The sequence below is a fragment of the Bacillus sp. BC08 genome, from assembly GCF_054326875.1.
Window position 1 is genome coordinate 24122 of sequence record NZ_JBTGPA010000008.1, and the last position, 18781, is coordinate 42902.

16 protein-coding genes and 4 tRNA genes are annotated in these 18781 nt (G+C 36.6%); 18 read left to right on the top strand and 2 right to left on the bottom strand.

Annotated features, from left to right (window positions below; translation table 11 throughout):
• Positions 1–54: 54 nt before the first annotated feature.
• From ACXVYO_RS01015 to ACXVYO_RS01100, 18 genes are all read left to right on the top strand, one after another.
• Entirely contained in the window at positions 55–2028 is a 1974-nt protein-coding gene (locus tag ACXVYO_RS01015) for a DHH family phosphoesterase (protein ID WP_458465809.1), read from the top strand.
• The gene (gene rplI / locus ACXVYO_RS01020) at positions 2025–2471 is read left to right on the top strand and encodes a 50S ribosomal protein L9 (protein WP_000864239.1); all 447 of its coding nucleotides are present in this window, start codon (positions 2025–2027) and stop codon (positions 2469–2471) included. The genes ACXVYO_RS01015 and rplI overlap by 4 nt, the downstream gene beginning before the upstream one ends.
• A 27-nt stretch (positions 2472–2498) precedes the next feature.
• Positions 2499–3848 (top strand): replicative DNA helicase, encoded by a 1350-nt coding sequence (gene dnaB / locus ACXVYO_RS01025; protein WP_001286239.1) that lies wholly within the window; start codon positions 2499–2501, stop codon positions 3846–3848.
• Positions 3849–4063: 215 nt separating this feature from the next.
• A complete protein-coding gene (locus ACXVYO_RS01030; protein ID WP_000100234.1) occupies positions 4064–5353 on the top strand; it encodes an adenylosuccinate synthase in 1290 nt (429 codons plus the stop codon).
• Positions 5354–5494: 141 nt separating this feature from the next.
• Positions 5495–5570 (top strand) — tRNA-Lys (locus ACXVYO_RS01035).
• Between the two features lie 13 nt (positions 5571–5583).
• A tRNA-Glu gene (locus ACXVYO_RS01040) sits at positions 5584–5655 on the top strand.
• A 22-nt stretch (positions 5656–5677) separates the two neighbouring features.
• Positions 5678–5753, top strand: a tRNA-Asp gene (locus tag ACXVYO_RS01045).
• Positions 5754–5794: 41 nt separating this feature from the next.
• A tRNA-Phe gene (locus tag ACXVYO_RS01050) sits at positions 5795–5867 on the top strand.
• Between the two features lie 433 nt (positions 5868–6300).
• Positions 6301–7008 carry a cell wall metabolism DNA-binding response regulator WalR gene (gene walR / locus ACXVYO_RS01055; RefSeq protein WP_000971865.1) on the top strand — a complete coding sequence of 236 codons (708 nt, stop codon included), beginning with the start codon at positions 6301–6303 and terminating at the stop codon, positions 7006–7008.
• Positions 7009–7011: 3 nt separating this feature from the next.
• Positions 7012–8853 carry a cell wall metabolism sensor histidine kinase WalK gene (gene walK / locus ACXVYO_RS01060; RefSeq protein ID WP_000755360.1) on the top strand — a complete coding sequence of 614 codons (1842 nt, stop codon included), beginning with the start codon at positions 7012–7014 and terminating at the stop codon, positions 8851–8853.
• The gene (locus tag ACXVYO_RS01065) at positions 8850–10166 is read left to right on the top strand and encodes a YycH family regulatory protein (RefSeq protein WP_458465810.1); all 1317 of its coding nucleotides are present in this window, start codon (positions 8850–8852) and stop codon (positions 10164–10166) included. Before walK ends, ACXVYO_RS01065 begins: the two co-directional genes overlap by 4 nt.
• Positions 10147–10989: a two-component system regulatory protein YycI gene (locus tag ACXVYO_RS01070; protein ID WP_458465811.1), complete on the top strand. Its 843-nt coding sequence runs from the start codon at positions 10147–10149 to the stop codon at positions 10987–10989. Before ACXVYO_RS01065 ends, ACXVYO_RS01070 begins: the two co-directional genes overlap by 20 nt.
• Positions 10973–11767, top strand: a complete 795-nt coding sequence (locus ACXVYO_RS01075; protein ID WP_000522836.1) for an MBL fold metallo-hydrolase — start codon at positions 10973–10975, stop codon at positions 11765–11767. Before ACXVYO_RS01070 ends, ACXVYO_RS01075 begins: the two co-directional genes overlap by 17 nt.
• Before the next feature lie 63 nt (positions 11768–11830).
• The gene (locus ACXVYO_RS01080) at positions 11831–13006 is read left to right on the top strand and encodes a S1C family serine protease (RefSeq protein ID WP_097845638.1); all 1176 of its coding nucleotides are present in this window, start codon (positions 11831–11833) and stop codon (positions 13004–13006) included.
• Positions 13007–13059: 53 nt separating this feature from the next.
• A complete protein-coding gene (locus ACXVYO_RS01085) occupies positions 13060–13245 on the top strand; it encodes a CxxH/CxxC protein (RefSeq protein ID WP_001052827.1) in 186 nt (61 codons plus the stop codon).
• Positions 13246–13304: 59 nt separating this feature from the next.
• A complete protein-coding gene (rlmH, locus tag ACXVYO_RS01090) occupies positions 13305–13784 on the top strand; it encodes a 23S rRNA (pseudouridine(1915)-N(3))-methyltransferase RlmH (protein WP_001027003.1) in 480 nt (159 codons plus the stop codon).
• A 70-nt stretch (positions 13785–13854) separates the two neighbouring features.
• Positions 13855–14466, top strand: a complete 612-nt coding sequence (locus tag ACXVYO_RS01095; protein WP_458465812.1) for a hypothetical protein — start codon at positions 13855–13857, stop codon at positions 14464–14466.
• Between the two features lie 104 nt (positions 14467–14570).
• Positions 14571–15449 carry a radical SAM/SPASM domain-containing protein gene (locus tag ACXVYO_RS01100; RefSeq protein WP_000713629.1) on the top strand — a complete coding sequence of 293 codons (879 nt, stop codon included), beginning with the start codon at positions 14571–14573 and terminating at the stop codon, positions 15447–15449.
• Positions 15450–15636: 187 nt separating this feature from the next.
• Here ACXVYO_RS01100 and pepF read toward each other — a convergent pair whose 3' ends face one another.
• Both pepF and guaC read right to left on the bottom strand, forming a co-directional pair.
• Positions 15637–17454 (bottom strand): oligoendopeptidase F, encoded by a 1818-nt coding sequence (gene pepF / locus ACXVYO_RS01105; RefSeq protein ID WP_458465813.1) that lies wholly within the window; start codon positions 17452–17454, stop codon positions 15637–15639.
• Between the two features lie 137 nt (positions 17455–17591).
• Positions 17592–18575: a GMP reductase gene (gene guaC / locus ACXVYO_RS01110; protein ID WP_458465814.1), complete on the bottom strand. Its 984-nt coding sequence runs from the start codon at positions 18573–18575 to the stop codon at positions 17592–17594.
• Between the last annotated feature and the right edge of the window lie 206 nt (positions 18576–18781).

Genomic DNA, 18781 nt, shown 5'->3' on the forward strand with positions numbered 1-18781 from the left:
ATCTGTTTAACTAACTGGAAGATGAGTTAGTTTTACTTTATAGGAGTTGTATACATGCCTGAATTTTATAAGAAACAGTGGTTTTTATATCCTGTTTATGTATTGGCATTTTTTGTGTTTGTGCTCATTTCGATCCTTTGTTACTTTCATTTAATGATGGGGATAGTCTCCTTTTTCATTTTTTGTATCGTCCTTTTTGTTGTTGTACGATTTGAACTTACCTTTCAAAAGAACTTTGAAAAACATACGACAGAGATGATTACAAGGGTAAAGAAGGTGAGTAATGAGGCATTTAACCAAATGCCGATTGGTATTTTGTTATACAATAAGGATTATGGGATTGATTGGGCGAATCCTTATTTATCTTCATGCCTAGGACAGCATGCATTAGCTGGATGGCACCTTTATGATGTGTCGGAAACGTTACTTCTTTTTATTAAAGGAGAAACTTCCGATGATATAGTCTCATTAAATAATCGAAAGTTTCGTGTCTTTGTAAGGAAAGAAGAAAAGTTAATTTATTTCTTTGATGTAACGGAACAAACTGAGATTGAAAAGATGTACGAGGATCAACGTACTGTTTTAGCTGTCATTTATTTAGATAATTATGATGAAGTTACACAGGGATTAGATGATCAATTACGTACGAATATAACAAGTCTTGTAACATCACGCCTAAATGAATGGGCCGTTAAGTATGGGGCATATTTAAAACGTGCATCTTCAGAAAGATTCTTTGTTGTGCTAAATGAAAGTATTTTAGCACAGATGGAGAAAGGGAAATTTAGCATTTTAGATCAGGTGCGTGAAGAAACATCCAAAAGGAATATACCACTCACCTTAAGTGTAGGTGTTGGATCAGGTGATTTACCTTTATCAGAGCTTGGGGCAATGGCTCAGTCCGGCTTAGACCTTGCACTTGGTCGCGGTGGAGATCAAGTGGCTATTAAGCAAGCAACAGGTAAAGTTAAGTTTTATGGTGGTAAGACAAATCCAGTAGAAAAACGTACTCGTGTACGTGCCAGAGTTATTTCGCACGCATTAAAGGATTTAGTATTAGAAAGCAGTAACGTCATTATAATGGGGCACAGGGCTCCTGATATGGACGCGATTGGTGCTGCGATTGGTATTTTAAAGGTAGCGCAATTAAATGAGCGCAAAGGATATATTGTGCTAGATGAAAATGATTCTGATAAGGGAATTAAGCGTTTGATGGATAAAGTGAAACAAAACGAAGAGTTATGGTCTCACTTTATTACACCAGAACAAGCGATGGAATTTGCAAATGATGATTCCTTACTTGTTGTTGTTGATACGCATAAACCTTCAATGGTGATGGAAGAAAAGCTGCTACACAAAATTGAAAATGTAGTTGTAATTGACCATCATCGCCGAGGAGAAGATTTTATTGAAGATCCATTGCTTGTGTACATGGAGCCATATGCTTCTTCCACGGCAGAACTTGTTACAGAATTACTTGAATACCAACCGAAAAATTTAAAAATGACAATGTTAGAAGCGACAGCATTGTTAGCGGGTATTATTGTTGATACGAAAAGCTTTACATTCCGGACAGGTGCTCGTACGTTTGATGCCGCTTCTTATTTACGCTCACATGGTGCAGATACTGTACTTGTACAAGAGCTTTTAAAAGAAGATATGGATCAGTACTTACGGGTTGCAAAAGCTATTAAAAATGCGTACATTTATACAAATGGAATTGCGATTGCAAAAGTGGATAGTGATGATTACTACGATCAAGTGCTTATTGCGCAATCGGCGGACACATTATTAACAATGACAGGGATTATTGCATCATTTGTTATTGCAAAACGTGGCGAGAATTTCATTGGAATTAGCGGCAGGTCTTTAGGTGAAGTGAATGTGCAGCTAATTATGGAGAATTTAGGCGGTGGCGGGCATTTAACGAATGCAGCCACACAAATGAAAAATGTTACAGTAGATGAAGCTGAGGAGAAGCTTCAATTTGTTATTGATGACTATTTACAGGGAGGCACACAATCATGAAAGTAATTTTTCTAAAAGACGTAAAAGGTAAAGGGAAAAAAGGAGAAGTAAAAAACGTACCAGATGGCTATGCAAATAACTTCTTACTAAAACAAGGATTAGCTGCTGAGGCGACAAATAGCAGTATGAAAACTTTAGAAGCTCAAAAACGCAAAGAAGAAAAAGATGCAGAGGCAGAGCTTGAAAGTGCAAAACAATTAAAAGAAACGTTAGAGAAACTAACTGTGGAAGTAAAGGCTAAATCTGGAGAAGGTGGCCGTCTATTTGGTTCAATCACAAGTAAACAAATCGTAGATGCAATGCAAAAATCACACAAGATTAAACTTGATAAGCGTAAATTTGAAATGGATGATGCAATTCGTGCATTAGGCTATACAAACGTTACTGTGAAATTGCATCCGCAAGTAACAGCAACAGTAAAAGTTCATGTTAGTGAACAATAAAAATAAGTTAAGCAAGGAGGATTGCGTATGAGTGATGTAATGGCTGATCGTACCCCTCCGCATAATATAGAGGCTGAGCAGGCAGTTTTAGGGGCCATATTAATTGATCAAGATGCATTAACGGCAGCATCGGAATTATTGGTACCTGACTCGTTTTATCGAACGAAACATCAAAAGATTTTTGAAGTCATGCTTGGGTTATCTGATAAAGGAGAACCGATTGACTTAGTAATAATGACATCAGCAATGGCTGATCAAGGATTATTAGAAGAAGTTGGTGGGGTTTCTTACTTAGCAGAACTAGCAGAAGTCGTTCCAACTGCTGCTAACGTAGAATATTATGCACGAATCATCGCTGAAAAGGCGCTCTTACGTCGATTGATTCGAACGGCGACTCATATCGTGTCTGATGGGTATGAGAGAGAAGATGATGTGGATGGCCTTTTAAATGAGGCTGAGAAAAAAATATTAGAAGTATCTCACCAAACGAATGCAAAAGCATTCCAAAACATTAAAGATGTTCTTGTAGATGCTTACGATAAAATTGAACTTTTGCATAATCAAAAAGGTGAAGTTACTGGGATACCAACTGGATTTACTGAATTAGATAAGATGACCGCAGGTTTCCAGCGAAATGATTTAATCATCGTAGCGGCACGTCCATCAGTAGGGAAAACCGCATTTTCATTAAATATCGCACAAAACGTAGCGACGAAAACGGATGAAAATGTAGCGATTTTTAGTCTTGAGATGGGTTCTGATCAGCTTGTTATGCGTATGCTTTGTGCAGAAGGGAATATCGATGCACAAAGACTTCGTACCGGTTCATTAACTTCTGATGATTGGGCGAAATTAACGATGGCGATGGGTAGTCTTTCTAATGCTGGCATCTATATTGATGATACACCAGGGATTAAAGTAAATGAGATTCGAGCGAAATGTCGTAGATTAAAACAAGAACAAGGTCTCGGGATGGTTTTGATTGACTATTTACAGCTTATTCAAGGAAGCGGGAAATCAGGAGAAAACCGTCAGCAGGAAGTATCTGAGATCTCTCGTACATTAAAAGGGATTGCGCGTGAATTGCAAGTACCTGTTATTGCCTTGTCACAGCTATCTCGTGGTGTAGAATCTCGTCAAGATAAACGTCCGATGATGTCTGATATTCGTGAATCGGGAAGTATCGAGCAGGATGCTGATATTGTAGCCTTCTTATATCGTGAAGATTACTATGACCGAGAAACGGAAAATAAAAATACGATTGAAATTATTATTGCAAAGCAGCGTAACGGTCCCGTAGGTTCAGTAGAGCTTGCGTTTGTTAAGGAATTTAATAAATTCGTCAACTTAGAACGACGCTTTGAAGATGGGGCATAAAGGCAGTATAAAAAAGAAACACATTTCTTATAATAAGATGTGTTTCTTTTTTTATATAGAAAAGATAAGGCTTTCATAATGTGAAAATATAATTCTTACGAACGAAAATGAATTTTAATAAAAAAATGTTCGCTTTTTGGTTGACTTCTTTTTCGGTTTTGGTACAATTATATTGTTTGAATAGATCGTTTGAAAATCGCGGAGGTGCTTTAATAATGTCTTCAGTAGTAGTTGTAGGAACACAATGGGGCGACGAAGGAAAAGGTAAAATCACTGATTTTCTTTCTGAGCATGCGGAAGTAGTTGCAAGATATCAAGGTGGAAATAACGCGGGACATACAATTGTTTTCGGCGGAGTTAAATATAAATTACACTTAATTCCATCTGGTATTTTCTATAAAGAGAAAATTTGTGTAATCGGAAATGGCTTAGTAGTAGATCCGAAAGCATTACTTGAAGAGTTAAAATACTTACATGATCGTGGTGTAAGTACTGATAATTTACGTGTAAGTAACCGTGCGCACGTTATTTTACCTTATCACTTAAAACAAGATGAGTTAGAAGAAGCGAGTAAAGGTGATAACAAAATCGGTACAACGAAAAAAGGTATCGGTCCTGCATATATGGATAAAGCTGCTCGTATCGGTATTCGTATGGCTGATCTTTTAGACCGTGAAGCATTTAAAGAGAAGCTTGAGCGCAATTTAGTAGAGAAAAATCGTTTATTTGAAAAAATGTACGATACAGAAGGTTTCAGCGTAGAAGAAATCTTTGAAGAGTACTTCGAATATGGACAACAAATCGCACAATATGTATGCGACACATCTGTTGTATTAAATGATGCACTAGATAACAATCACCGTGTATTATTTGAAGGTGCACAAGGTGTTATGCTTGATATCGATCACGGTACGTACCCGTTCGTTACATCTTCTAACCCGATTGCTGGTGGTGTAACAGTTGGAACTGGAGTTGGTCCTGCAAAAGTTACTCGCGTTGTAGGTGTATGTAAAGCATATACAAGCCGCGTAGGTGATGGTCCATTCCCTACTGAGCTTAATGATGAAATTGGTCATCAAATTCGTGAAGTTGGTCGTGAGTATGGAACGACAACTGGTCGTCCACGCCGCGTAGGTTGGTTCGATAGCGTTGTTGTAAGACATGCACGTCGTGTTAGTGGTTTAACAGATTTATCATTAAATTCTATCGATGTTCTAACAGGTATTCCGACTCTTAAAATTTGTGTTGCTTACAAATACAATGGCGAAGTTATCGATGAAGTTCCAGCAAACTTAAACATTTTAGCGAAATGTGAGCCTGTATACGAAGAGCTTTCAGGTTGGACAGAAGATATTACTGGTGTAAAATCATTAGACGAGCTTCCTGAAAATGCACGAAAATACGTAGAACGTGTTTCTGAGTTAACAGGAATTCAATTATCTATGTTCTCAGTTGGACCAGATCGTAACCAAACAAATATCGTTCGTAACGTATACGAAGCTTAATTGATATTTTTGAGAAAAAACTCATGTCCGCATGAGTTTTTTCTTATCTTTTATAAAAAAATGAAAAAAGGTATTGCAAAAAACAAAGAAAATATGTTATGATACATCTTGTCGTCACGAAAATATGACGTTGGTGAGTATGAGCCATTAGCTCAGTTGGTAGAGCATCTGACTTTTAATCAGAGGGTCGAAGGTTCGAATCCTTCATGGCTCACCATTTTATTTTTCGTGGCCCGTTGGTCAAGTGGTTAAGACACCGCCCTTTCACGGCGGTAACACGGGTTCGAATCCCGTACGGGTCATGTTTTTTTTATGTTCATTTTTGGTCCCGTGGTGTAGTGGTTAACATGCCTGCCTGTCACGCAGGAGATCGCCGGTTCGACCCCGGTCGGGACCGCCACTTTTGTTTATACCACCATTAGTGGTTTTATATATAGTTTTGGCTCGGTAGCTCAGTCGGTAGAGCAGAGGACTGAAAATCCTCGTGTCGGCGGTTCGATTCCGTCCCGAGCCACTCTCAGGATATTAAGTGGGCCCACTTAATATCCTTTTTATTTGTGTAATTTTACAAAATTGAGTAGTTATTTTAAAATAGAATGAGGAGCCTCTAGCAGTTGAAGCTAGAGGTTTTTCTATAGATCGTATAGGATTCCGTGTAAAAGTGGATCATACATGAGTCTGTGAGAATAGAGGAAAAAGTACTTAAGCAAAAGATGCGGTCATATAGGGACATACTATGTAGACATCAATGTGTTTAGGGATATTGACCATATTTTTACCCGCTATTTACCGGGCAGTAAGCCCCACCTTAAAATTCAACGAAAGAAAAGAAGTTAGATGGGGGATCAACTGCCCGTAAAAGCCCGATTGGTGAGGGCTAATAATCAGTGGATGATGAAGAAAACACCCACTGATTAAAGTTTCACTTTATAAGGAGGAAATAGACGATGATGGGAAAGAAAATTTTAGTAGTTGATGATGAAAAGCCGATTGCGGATATTTTGAAGTTCAACCTAGAAAAAGAAGGTTTTGAAATTGTAATGGCGCATGATGGTGATGAAGCGATTGAAAAAGCGAATGAAGAGCAGCCAGATATGGTTTTATTAGATATTATGCTACCAGGTAAGGATGGCTTGGAGGTTTGTCGTGAAATACGTAAAAGCTCAGAAATGCCGATTATTATGCTTACAGCAAAGGACTCTGAAATTGATAAAGTATTAGGACTTGAGCTTGGGGCAGATGATTATGTAACGAAGCCATTTAGTACGAGGGAATTACTTGCTCGTGTGAAGGCGAATTTACGCCGCCATCAACAAGGTGGTGCTGCAGAAAAAGAAGAAAACACAGAAATGGTTATTGGGCCAATTGTTATCAATCCAAATGCATATAGTGTAACGAAACGTGAGGAAAATATTGAACTTACACATCGTGAATTTGAGCTACTACATTATTTAGCAAAACATTTAGGACAAGTTATGACTCGTGAACATTTATTGCAAACGGTTTGGGGTTATGACTATTTTGGAGATGTACGTACAGTGGATGTAACAGTGCGTCGTTTACGTGAAAAAATTGAAGATAATCCAAGTCACCCCACTTTAATTGTAACTAGACGTGGAGTAGGGTATTACTTGCGTGACCCAGAGCAGGAATAGTATATGAAGAAAGTCGGTTTTTTTCAATCTATTCATTTAAAATTTGTACTCATATATATGCTATTAATATTAATAGCAATGCAAGTTATTGGAGTATATTTCGTAAGGGAGTTAGAAAAGAGTCTTGTACAAGGCTTTAGAGATTCTTTAACGCAGCAAACGAACTTATTAGCATATAACTTGAAACAAGAGTTTAAAAAAAGTCATACAAAAGCAGAAACAGAATCAACAGATGAAACGATTAAAACTTCAATTCGAAAATTTGCCTCTGATCGAAAGAAAGATATCCAAGAGGTAAGTGTATTTGATTCGAATAGAAAGTTACTTGCTATTTCAGATGAGTCAAAGCAAAACAAGGTAAATAGAACATCAACTGATATTGCTGTTCAACGGGTATTGGTACAAAAAAAGCCAGAAGTGAAAATTGAGAAGGATGGTCGTACAGGCCATCGTGTACAAGTTATGCTTACTCCTATTATAGATGATAACGGTAAGGATCCACTTGGTGTTATTTACATTGTTGCATCTATGGAAGATGTTTATAAACAGATGAAGGATATTAATCAAATTTTTGCGACTGGAACCGTTATTGCATTACTCGTAACAGCTGTACTTGGAATTTTGTTAGCTCAAACGATTACGAGACCAATCTCAGATATGCGAAGACAAGCGATTGAAATGGCAAAAGGGAACTATTCAAGAAAAGTAAAAGTCCATAGCCATGATGAAATTGGGCAATTAGCATTATCTTTCAATAATTTATCAAAAAAATTACAACAAGCTCGTTCTTCAACGGAAAGTGAAAGACGTAAATTATCATCCGTTTTATCACATATGACAGATGGAGTAATTGCTACTGACCGAAAAGGGGACATTATTTTATTAAATGATCCTGCGGAAAAGATGCTAAATGTTTCGCGTGAAACGGCGCTCGATCAATCTGTTTTAGAAGTATTAGGGATACAAGAAGAATTTACGCTCGATCATTTATACGAAGAGCCTGATTCCGTTTTATTAGATTTTAGTACGAGAAATGAACCATATATTCTACGTGCTAGTTTCTCTGTTATTCAAAAAGAGACAGGGAAAGCAAATGGTTTAATAGCCGTATTATATGACGTAACTGAGCAGGAGCGTATAGAAAGGGAACGCCGTGAGTTTGTGGCAAACGTTTCCCATGAATTAAGAACGCCATTAACAACGATGCGCAGTTACTTAGAGGCACTTACGGACGGCGCATGGCAAGATCCGAATATTGCACCACAATTTTTAACAGTTACACAAGAAGAAACAGAAAGAATGATTAGACTTGTAAATGCATTATTGCAACTTTCTAAACTCGATAGTACAGAACACCGTTTAATGAAAGAATGGGTCGACTTTACTGACTTCTTTAATAACATTATAGATCGTTTTGAAATGTCTAAAGAGCAAAACGTAAGTTTCAAACGATCTTTCTCTAAGAAATCCCGATTTATTGATATGGATACGGATAAAATTACGCAAGTTTTGTATAACATTATTTCGAATGCATTAAAGTATTCACCAGAAGGTGGAACAGTAACATATCGCTTACGTGATCGCGGGGAATTATTAGAGATTAGTGTAAGTGACCAAGGAATGGGTATTCCAAAAGAAAATGTCGATAAAATCTTTGAACGTTTCTATCGCGTAGATAAAGCACGTTCAAGACAAATGGGTGGTACAGGACTTGGATTAGCAATTGCGAAAGAAATGATTGAGGCACATGGTGGCTCGATTTGGGCGAAGAGTGAGGAAGGAAAAGGGACAACTATTTACTTCACATTGCCGATGGCAGCGGATGAAGAGGACGATTGGGAATGAGTATGGAAAATGTTAAAACGATAGTTTTAATTAATTTAGTTGTAATTAGCTTATTTCTTACTTTTAACTTATGGACGTATGTGCCAGATTCCACGTCTATGCAAAACGCAAAATTTGTGCAGGGGAATGAAGGAACTACTCAAACTAAAATCGCTGATGTTGTCCGTCCTACTTCTATCATCGTGCATAAAGATAAAAATCATTACGGGAGTAAAAGAGAGGGAGATATAGAATCAATCTATAAAACTTTGGAAGCAGGGGAGTTATATGATTTCAAAGAGATACCGATTGCTAAAGGTGATTTCCTTTCTTATGTGCATGGTGAAGGGAAAATTGAACTTGTTTTTCCTACCAACATCCCATTTGATGCAGTTAAGTCTATGTTTAATATAAAAGAAAAAAGTATAGATAAACCTAAACATTTTAATCGAATTATTCTTGATCCTTCTAGAAGTAGAGATCAAGAAATTAAAATTAATTTTGTTTCTGATGGTGATAACTCTAGAATATATGAAGCAAAATTAAGTGGTGTATATTTAAAAGATGTTGTAAATGCACAAAATCAATTTATAGTATCGGCAAAACCTTATTTTGACTATCAAATTAATGATATGAAAAAGCTATTTTTACCAGATGGAACGACAGAATTAAGTAATATAACATATATTTCATCTAATTTAGCGGTTGATACATTTAAGAATGCTCTTTTTAGTGACCCACGTTATTTAAGCCCTATTACTGAGAAATCAAAAGAAACATTTACAGATGGTATTAGGTCCATGGAGATTGAAAACGATCAGCATATGTTAAAGTATAAAAATTCTTCGGTTTCAAGTGAGAAAACGACAGATAATTTAATGCTTTTACAAAAAAGTTTTGATTTTGTAAATGGTCACAGTGGGAGTTTGGATTCATATCGTTTGGACTATATGAATAAAGGACAGACGGTATTCCGTTTACACGAAGATGGATATTCCGTATTCAATACAGATGGATTAGCTGAATTGAGACAAGTATGGGGATCAGAAGACGTAATGGAATATGAAAGACCGTTGTTGTCTTTAAATACGAAAGGCATAGAACAGAAGGTTACTCTTCCATCAGGTCACGTTGTAATGGCATCCTTAGAAAATAACGCCGCGGTAGATAAAAGATTCATTAAAGACGTTGGTATTGGATACAAATTATCACTAGATGGGCAAGTGGCTCGACTACAGCCAATTTGGTATGTAAAGTTTGTTGAAGATGAAGCTGGCAAACAAAAAATATATGAGTGGAGTGAGGGAGGACTAAATGGATTGGGATCGGATTAAAACCATATTTATTGTGACCTTTTTTGTTTTGGACCTCTTTCTCATTTTTCAATTCATTCAAAAGCAAGATAGTAATCAATTGGAGCTTATTGCAGAAACAAAGATAGATCAAGAATTAAAAGCGAACAAAATTACTATGGGTAATTTCCCTAAAGAACCGAAAAAAGAGTCATTTATTAGGGCGGAAAACAAGGCATTTAAAGAAGAAGATGTACAGTCTTTAAAAAATCAAACAGCGCATATACAAAATATGTACAAGATAGAAAGTAAGCTAAAAGAGCCCTTTTTGAATACAAAATCATTATCCAAAGATAAGTATAGTGATTTTTTGAAGAACTATGTATTGGATGGACAAAAGTATGAGTATGGGGCGATGAAAGACTCTAAAATTTACTTCTTCCAAAATTATAAAGATAAGCCTATTTTCTATAACGATCAGGCAATGATTGTTGTGGAATTAAATGAAAAAAATGAACTTGTGTCGTACACACAGACGATGCTAACTGATTTAAAAGAAATGGGCGAAAGTGAAAAAACGAAACAGCAAGAAATTATTACTGCTCAAACGGCTTTAGAGAATCTGTATTTAAAAAATAAAGTTCATGGGAATACACATGTAAAAGAAGCACAAATTGGTTATGCCACCCTTACCGCATCTACTTCTAATAACCAAGTACTTGCTCCAACGTGGAATTTAAAAACGGAGCAGAAGCAGGACTTCTTTGTAAATGCAATTGAAGGACAAGTTATGGAATTAGGGGAAAGGGAAAATCAAGTGGTTGATGAACATACTGGAGTGAGAAAGAATGGGGTTGCATTTTAGCGTACTTGCAAGTGGAAGTACAGGGAATATGCTATATGTAGGAACAGATGAAAAAAAATTACTCGTCGATGCAGGTTTAAGTGGTAAAGCAACAGAGGCTTTATTTAAACAGGCAGAACTAAATATAAATGATGTATCAGGTATTCTTGTAACACATGAACATAGTGACCATATTAAAGGGTTAGGTGTATTGGCACGTAAATATGATTTACCTGTTTATGCAAATGAGAAAACATGGAATGCAATGGAACATTTAATTGGAAATATCCCAACTGAGCAAAAGTTTATTTTCTCAGTTGGGGATGTGAAAACATTCGGTGATATTGAGGTCGAGTCATTTGGGGTTTCTCATGATGCGGCAGAGCCGATGTTCTATGCTTTTCATAACAATAATCGAAAGTTAGCCCTTATTACAGATACGGGATACGTGAGTGACCGTATGAAAGGTGTTATTAAGGGGGCTAATGCTTTCGTATTTGAAAGTAATCATGACGTGGAAATGCTTCGTATGGGACGTTACCCATGGAGTATTAAGCGACGTATTTTAAGTGATGTGGGGCACGTTTGTAATGAGGATGCTGCATTAGCGATGGCGGATGTAATTACAGATGAGACAAAACATATTTATTTAGCCCATTTAAGTTTAGATAATAACATGAAAGAACTAGCACGTATGTCAGTATCACAAGTATTAGAGGAAAAAGGATTTGGAGTGGGAGAAGCCTTCGAAATTCATGATACAGATCCGAAAATGCCTACAAAAATTCAATACGTATAATTCTTCATTTTAGTAAACAATAAAGGTGAATATAGTTGTTTTCAGGAAGATGGGTGAACAAATATGTCCTTTATTGATGAAGAAAATTATCGTATGAAACGTGCAAGAAAAAAGAAGCATAAAGGTATTGTTATTTCTAGTATAGCAGGAACAATTGTAGGAGCTTCGTTATTTGCATTTGGAGCTCCTCTATTTGCGAATGATGCGGGCGCGCTTCCACAAGCTGAAGCAAGTGGAAGTAATATGGCCGAAGCTCAAGGGATTAAACAGATTAGCTTTGTTGATGCTGTTGATCGTGCGTCTGAAGCTGTTGTTGGCGTTATTAATATTCAACGAGATAATTTTTCAGAGGCAGATTCAGAAGCTGGTACAGGATCAGGTGTAATTTATAAAAAAGCAGATGGCCAAGCTTATATTGTAACGAATAATCATGTTGTTGCTGGAGCAAATCGCATTGAAGTAAGTTTAAGTGATGGTAAGAAGGTTCCGGGAAAAGTATTAGGAACGGATGTAGTCACAGACTTGGCTGTACTAGAAATAGATGCAAAGCATGTGAAAAAAATAATTGAGATTGGCGATTCTAATACTGTTCGTAGAGGAGAACCGGTCATTGCGATTGGAAACCCACTTGGGCTGCAATTTTCTGGAACCGTCACACAAGGCATTATTTCGGCTAAGGAACGTATTGTTCCTGTAGATTTGGATCAAGATGGACATTACGATTGGCAAGTAGAAGTATTACAAACAGACGCAGCAATTAATCCAGGTAATAGTGGTGGTGCGCTTGTAAATGCGGCAGGCCAATTAATTGGCATTAACTCAATGAAAATTGCAGCAAAAGAAGTAGAAGGAATTGGACTAGCTATTCCAGTTACTAGAGCGGTTCCAATTATGAATGAATTAGAGAAGTACGGAAAAGTAAGGAGACCGTATGTTGGAATTGAACTTAGATCGTTAAATGAGATTCCAAACTATCATTGGTCAAAAACATTGCATTTACCAGGTAATGTAACAGAGGGAGTTTGCATTTTAGATGTGAAAAGTCCTTCGCCAGGTGTAGATGCTGGTTTACGAGAACACGATGTGATTGTAGCAGTAGATGGAAAACCGGTTCGCGATATTATCGGATTCCGTACGGCCTTATATGATAAAAAAATTAATGATAAAATGACTCTTACGTTTTATCGTGGTACAAAACGAGCAACAACAACGGTTAAACTAGGCGTTCAAAAGTATTAAAAACAGGAGGGCCTACCTCCTGTTTTCTATTGTAGAAAAGTGAGGTGAAGAATATGAATTTACCTTGTTGTCTAGAACATGTGGAATTAGCTTTAGATATTATTGTGGATGAGTGTGAAGTCGCACCAGTTATCAACAATGTGGATAACTCGGAAAAAGAGAAAAAAACATGTGAATTTTGTCAAAACGAGGCGACATATGTTGTATCGAACACAGATTCTCACACAATATGTGGGTAACATTTGTGGATATGTGGATAAGTCATGTGGATAACATGTTTGTAAGGTGGGGAATACGTGTGAATATCTCGATTATTTCAATTGGGAAATTAAAAGAAAAATATTTAAAACAAGGTATAGCAGAATACTTAAAACGATTATCTGCATACGCAAAAGTAGAAGTAATTGAATTGCCAGATGAAAAGGCACCAGAAAATTTAAGTGAAGCAGAAATGTTAATTGTAAAAGAAAAAGAAGGTATACGTATACTGGATAAAATTTCTGACGATACGCACGTCATTGCGCTAGCGATAGAAGGAAAACAAAAATCATCAGAAGAATTTGCAGTAAGCTTAGATCGCCTTGCTACATATGGAAAGAGTAAAGTTGCCTTTGTAATTGGTGGATCACTTGGACTAAGTTCAGAAGTAATGAAGCGTTCAAACGAATCTCTTTCTTTTTCAAAGATGACATTACCGCACCAATTAATGCGATTAGTATTGCTTGAGCAAGTGTATAGAGCGTTTCGTATTAATCGTGGTGAACCGTATCATAAATAGTAATAGTACATTCAAACGGCTACAGATGTGGCCGTTTTCTATATTTCATAATATGTAATAGGAGAAGCGTATGAAGCCAAAGCAACTACTAAGTTTACATATAGAAAAATTTTTAGTCGATGAACTACAAAGGTTGGGCTTTCGTTATGCAAAGAGTGTACCTAAATTTTCTCGTAAACAAGGTGATTTTGAACCAAACTTTAGCTTTTCGCTCATTACATGGAACTCTGAAAATTATTGTGAGTTTTGGACTATGTGGGATGTTACGTCAAAAAAGTATGCAAAATGGTATAAAGACCAATGGGGAGATAAACCAGTCAATGATGCAATAACTGGAGATGCAGAGTGGAATATTCCAGGATGGAAAAGGAAGGCGCAGCACTGGAAGCTCACGAATTCAGAATGTGATAAGGCGGAATTTAGTGCGTTTGTAGGGAATGTAATGAATATTGGGATTCCCTATTATTCGCAAATTGATGATTGGAATATTGCGGCAGAGTATGCTACAAGAAGTCCGATTATTTTTTATGAAAAAGTATGTGATTTTTATATGATGTCAGGGCAAGAAGAGAAAGCGAAAGAAATCCTTGAGAGAGGTATTCAAGAGATTAAAGATAGAAAACATGATAGTTATATGCAACTTCCGGAAATTAAAAAGAGGTTAAAGAAGTATTTTATGTAGTAAACTTTTATTTCCTGAAATAAGTATGTTTCTATTTCTAAAAAAGTGTGATGTAATATGAAGAGGAAAAAAGTATAAGTAGTCATAGAAGTGAGGAATTAAAGGTGAAGAAGTTTAAAAAGTTTTACTTGGAGATTACGAGTGTATGTAATCTTGCGTGCAGCTTTTGTCCGCCGACGGAAAGGCAGAAGCAATTCATTTCTGTGGAGGATTTTGCGAAAAGATTAGACCAAATTAAACCTCACACAGACTACATTTATTTGCACGTGAAGGGTGAGCCATTGCTCCATCCAAAAATAGATCAATTGTTAGATTTAAGCCATGAAAAAGGGTTTAAAGTTAACATTACAACGAACGGAACGTTAATTAATAAGAGAAGGCATAGACTTTTAAATAAACCTGCGTTAAGACAAATGAATTTTTCATTACACAGTTTTGATGGACATCCAGGTTCGCAAGATAAAGAGGGTTATGTAAGAAGTATACTTTCCTTTATTAGAGAGGCGACAAGTCAATCGGATTTAATTGTTTCACTCCGGTTATGGAATTTAACTCAGGATAATAAAACGAATGCTGAAATCCAGAAAAATAGAGATTTATTATCCATCATTGAAAATGAGTTTGGTCTATCTTATCAAATCGAAGAGAAGCTTACACCAGGAAAAGGTATAAAAATCGCGGAACGTGTCTTTATTAATCAAGACTATGAATTCCAGTGGCCGGCATTACATGAAGAAGAGGATGATGGAAAAGGATTCTGTCATGGTCTTCGAAATCAAGCGGGTATTTTAGCGAACGGAACGGTTATTCCCTGTTGTTTAGATGGTGAGGGGATTATTAACCTTGGGAATATTAATAATGACTCATTTTCTAACATTATAGAAGGTGAAAGAGCAACAAACATTGTCGATGGATTTTCGAAAAGAGTTGCAGTCGAAGAGCTATGCAGAAAATGTGGATACCGTAAAAGATTTGGAAAATAAATAAAAAACAAGCCCCCATAAAGCGAGGGCTTATTTTTTATCCCGCATTAACGGGCAGTAAGACCCCCACCTCAAAATTCAGCGGAAGCAAAGAAGTTAGGTAGGGAATCAACTGCCCGTAAAAGCCCGATTGGTTCAACTAATAATCAGTGGGGGATGGACACCCCCCACTGATTAAAGTTTCACTTTATTCTTGATAAGAGCGTTCTAATTCATCAATTAAGGAACCGACGTAAGAAACAGCTTTACGGATTGCATCTGGTTTTGACATATCTACTCCAGCATGTTTCATTAATTCAAGTGGTTTCATCGTACCACCAGCTCGAAGTACATCTAACCAGCGATCAACGGCAGGCTGCCCTTCCTCTTTAATCATTTGAGCTACCGCAGTAGATGCAGTGAGGCCCGCGGAATAGGTGTAAGAATATAAGCCCATATAATAATGTGGTTGACGCATCCAAGTTAAGCCAGCGCCCTCGTCAATTTCTACAGAATTTCCCCAGAATGTCGAAAGTACATTTGTTTTTATTTCAGTTAAAGTTGTAGCTGTAAGTGCTTCTCCTTCTTCTGCTAGCGTATATACTCTTCTTTGATATTCTCCCTCAAGTAAGTGAGTAACAAAGTTATGATAATATGTGCCGAGTAGTTGCAGAATCACCCATCTACGCATTCTCTTATCGTCAGTCGTCGCTAATAAATGCTGTGCTAATAGTAATTCGTTCATCGTAGATGGTGCTTCGACAAAGTACATAGATGGACGTACATTCATAATACGCTGGTTTTTATTTGCTAAATAAAAATGACCAGCATGCCCAAATTCATGGGCTAATGTGAAGCATCCACGCATCGTATTTTGCCATGTAATTAAAATGTATGGATGAGAACCATATGGACTTGAACAAAATGCCCCTGTTGATTTCCCTACATTATCTGCAAGATCGACCCATCTCTCTTTAAATCCTTTTTCGATAATGGAACCATATTCATCGCCCAATACTTGTAAAGAGTCGTGAATGAGTTTTCCGGCTTCTTCGTATGTGATGCTTGGATTAAATTCGGGATCTAAAGGTGCATGTAAGTCACAGAACAGCATTTGATCGAGTCCTAGTACTTTCTTTTTTAAATCTGCAAAACGGCGCATATGAGGTGCTAATTCCTTGTATATAATATCAAGTTGATTGTCATACATTTCAAGTGGAACTTTTTGAGGTTCCAAAAGCATATGAGTAACAGATTCAAATTTGCGTAAACGAGAGAGTGTTACTTGTTTTTTTACTTCAGTCGCATATGTTGTTGCCACTGTATTTTTATATCGTTTCAAGGTGGAAACAAATGATGAGTACGCTTTTCTACGTATGTCTATGCTTGGAGAAAACTCATATTTACTTTCAAATAATGCAAATGATACAGGGAGTTCGTTTCCTTGTTCGTCTTGTATGGAGGTAAAATCCATATCCGCTAATTTAGTCATACCGTAAATTTTGTATGGAGAACTATGTACTTCGCCAAGTGCAGCAAGAGCTTCTTCTGTTTCAGGAGAGAGCGTGTGCGGCCTTTTGTGTAGAATGTCTAGTAATGATTTACGGAAAGGTTCGAGTTTTGTTTCTTCAGCTAAATATTTTTCAATTGTTCCTTCGTCGAATGAGAGGATTTCATTATGGATAAAGGATAGTGCAGTATGCACTTTCGTCCATAAAGCAGCAATTTTAGAAGAGTTTGCTTGAATAACTGGATTTGTACGATCAGTTGATTCTTTTAAATTTGCATAGGAGTATAGTTTTGTTAATTTCATTAAAAGCTCTTCTTCTAAAAGTAGGCAATGTAATAAGGTAGTGGAGCTAGTGTGTAATTGACCTTTAAACGCCTCAAGTTTTTTTATATCGTCTGTTAATACACGTAATGCAGTTTCCCACTCTTTATCAGATTCGTATAAATCAGAGAGGTCCCATATTAGTTCGGTAGGGACTTCTGCGCGAATATGGCGTTTCTCAATTATATTTTTCATTTGTTATATCCCCCTTATCATAAGTATCTAAAAACATGATACTAGAAAATTCAGTAAAATGAAAATATTTAACATTTCTATATATGAAAAAGAAGGACAAGCATAAAACTGCTTGTCCTTCGAGTTAAATTTAAAAATTAATATACTTTATCCCCGTTGAAAATAGAGTTTTTCACGACTACATAATCTACAGTACGAATTGAGTCTAATTTTGTTCCACCAGCGTAAGAGATAGAAGATTGAAGATCTTGTTCCATTTCGATTAAAGTGTCTTCTAAAGAACCTTTATGCTCAACGAACATTTTCTTACCTTCAACGTTTTTCTTCTCGCCTTTTTGGAATTCAGAAGCTGAACCGAAATACTCTTTATAAAGTTTGCCGTCTTTTTCGATTGTTTCCCCTGGAGACTCTTCATGACCAGCGAATAGAGAACCGATCATAACCATAGTCGCCCCAAATCGAATAGACTTAGCTACGTCGCCGTGTGTACGAATACCACCGTCAGCGATAATTGGCTTACTTGCAGCTTTTGCACACCAGCGAAGTGCAGCTAGTTGCCAACCACCAGTTCCAAAGCCTGTTTTAATTTTAGTAATACAAACTTTACCAGGTCCAATACCAACTTTTGTTGCGTCAGCACCAGCGTTTTCTAATTCTCTTACCGCTTCTGGAGTTCCAACGTTTCCAGCGATAACGAAGCTTTCTGGTAAATGCTTTTTAATATGTTGAATCATGTTGATTACCGCATTAGAATGTCCGTGTGCGATATCAATCGTGATGTATTCAGGTGTAAGTTGCTCAGCAGCTAATTGTTGTACGAATTCATATTCGTCCTCTTTTACACCAACGCTAATAGAAGCGATTAATCCACGTGATTGCATATCTCCAATAAATGAGATACGTTTCTCTGGTTGGAAACGATGCATGATATAGAAGTAATTGTTTTCAGCTAAATAAGTTGCGATTCTTTCATCAATAATCGTTTGCATATTAGCAGGTACGACAGGTAATTTAAATTTATGTTTACCTAAAGTGACAGTTGTATCACATTCAGAGCGGCTGTTCACAATACATTTTGCAGGAATTAATTGAATATCTTCATAGTCGAATACGTTTTCCATCATTTACACCCCTAAAATACGAATATTTTATTCAGTTTGTTTAAAAATGTTCGTCCAAAGGATAATTTACATTATTTTCACTCATAAGTCAAAGGTTTTCATGATTATATTTGAAAATTAAAATTTAGCCGTCTATGTTGTAAGTTCATATAACTAAAATGTGTTTAAACATAGCATTATTTGATGTAAAATTATGTTTGGAAAAG

Coding starts and splice junctions, on each gene's coding strand:
- walK (WP_000755360.1), top strand. CDS start 7,012: ATGAAGAAAGTCGGTTTTTTTCAATCTATTCATTTAAAATTTGTACTC.
- ACXVYO_RS01070 (WP_458465811.1), top strand. CDS start 10,147: ATGGATTGGGATCGGATTAAAACCATATTTATTGTGACCTTTTTTGTT.
- walR (WP_000971865.1), top strand. CDS start 6,301: ATGATGGGAAAGAAAATTTTAGTAGTTGATGATGAAAAGCCGATTGCG.
- guaC (WP_458465814.1), bottom strand. CDS start 18,575: ATGGAAAACGTATTCGACTATGAAGATATTCAATTAATTCCTGCAAAA.
- ACXVYO_RS01075 (WP_000522836.1), top strand. CDS start 10,973: ATGGGGTTGCATTTTAGCGTACTTGCAAGTGGAAGTACAGGGAATATG.
- rplI (WP_000864239.1), top strand. CDS start 2,025: ATGAAAGTAATTTTTCTAAAAGACGTAAAAGGTAAAGGGAAAAAAGGA.
- dnaB (WP_001286239.1), top strand. CDS start 2,499: ATGAGTGATGTAATGGCTGATCGTACCCCTCCGCATAATATAGAGGCT.
- ACXVYO_RS01015 (WP_458465809.1), top strand. CDS start 55: ATGCCTGAATTTTATAAGAAACAGTGGTTTTTATATCCTGTTTATGTA.
- ACXVYO_RS01095 (WP_458465812.1), top strand. CDS start 13,855: ATGAAGCCAAAGCAACTACTAAGTTTACATATAGAAAAATTTTTAGTC.
- ACXVYO_RS01065 (WP_458465810.1), top strand. CDS start 8,850: ATGAGTATGGAAAATGTTAAAACGATAGTTTTAATTAATTTAGTTGTA.
- ACXVYO_RS01030 (WP_000100234.1), top strand. CDS start 4,064: ATGTCTTCAGTAGTAGTTGTAGGAACACAATGGGGCGACGAAGGAAAA.
- ACXVYO_RS01085 (WP_001052827.1), top strand. CDS start 13,060: ATGAATTTACCTTGTTGTCTAGAACATGTGGAATTAGCTTTAGATATT.
- ACXVYO_RS01080 (WP_097845638.1), top strand. CDS start 11,831: ATGTCCTTTATTGATGAAGAAAATTATCGTATGAAACGTGCAAGAAAA.
- pepF (WP_458465813.1), bottom strand. CDS start 17,454: ATGAAAAATATAATTGAGAAACGCCATATTCGCGCAGAAGTCCCTACC.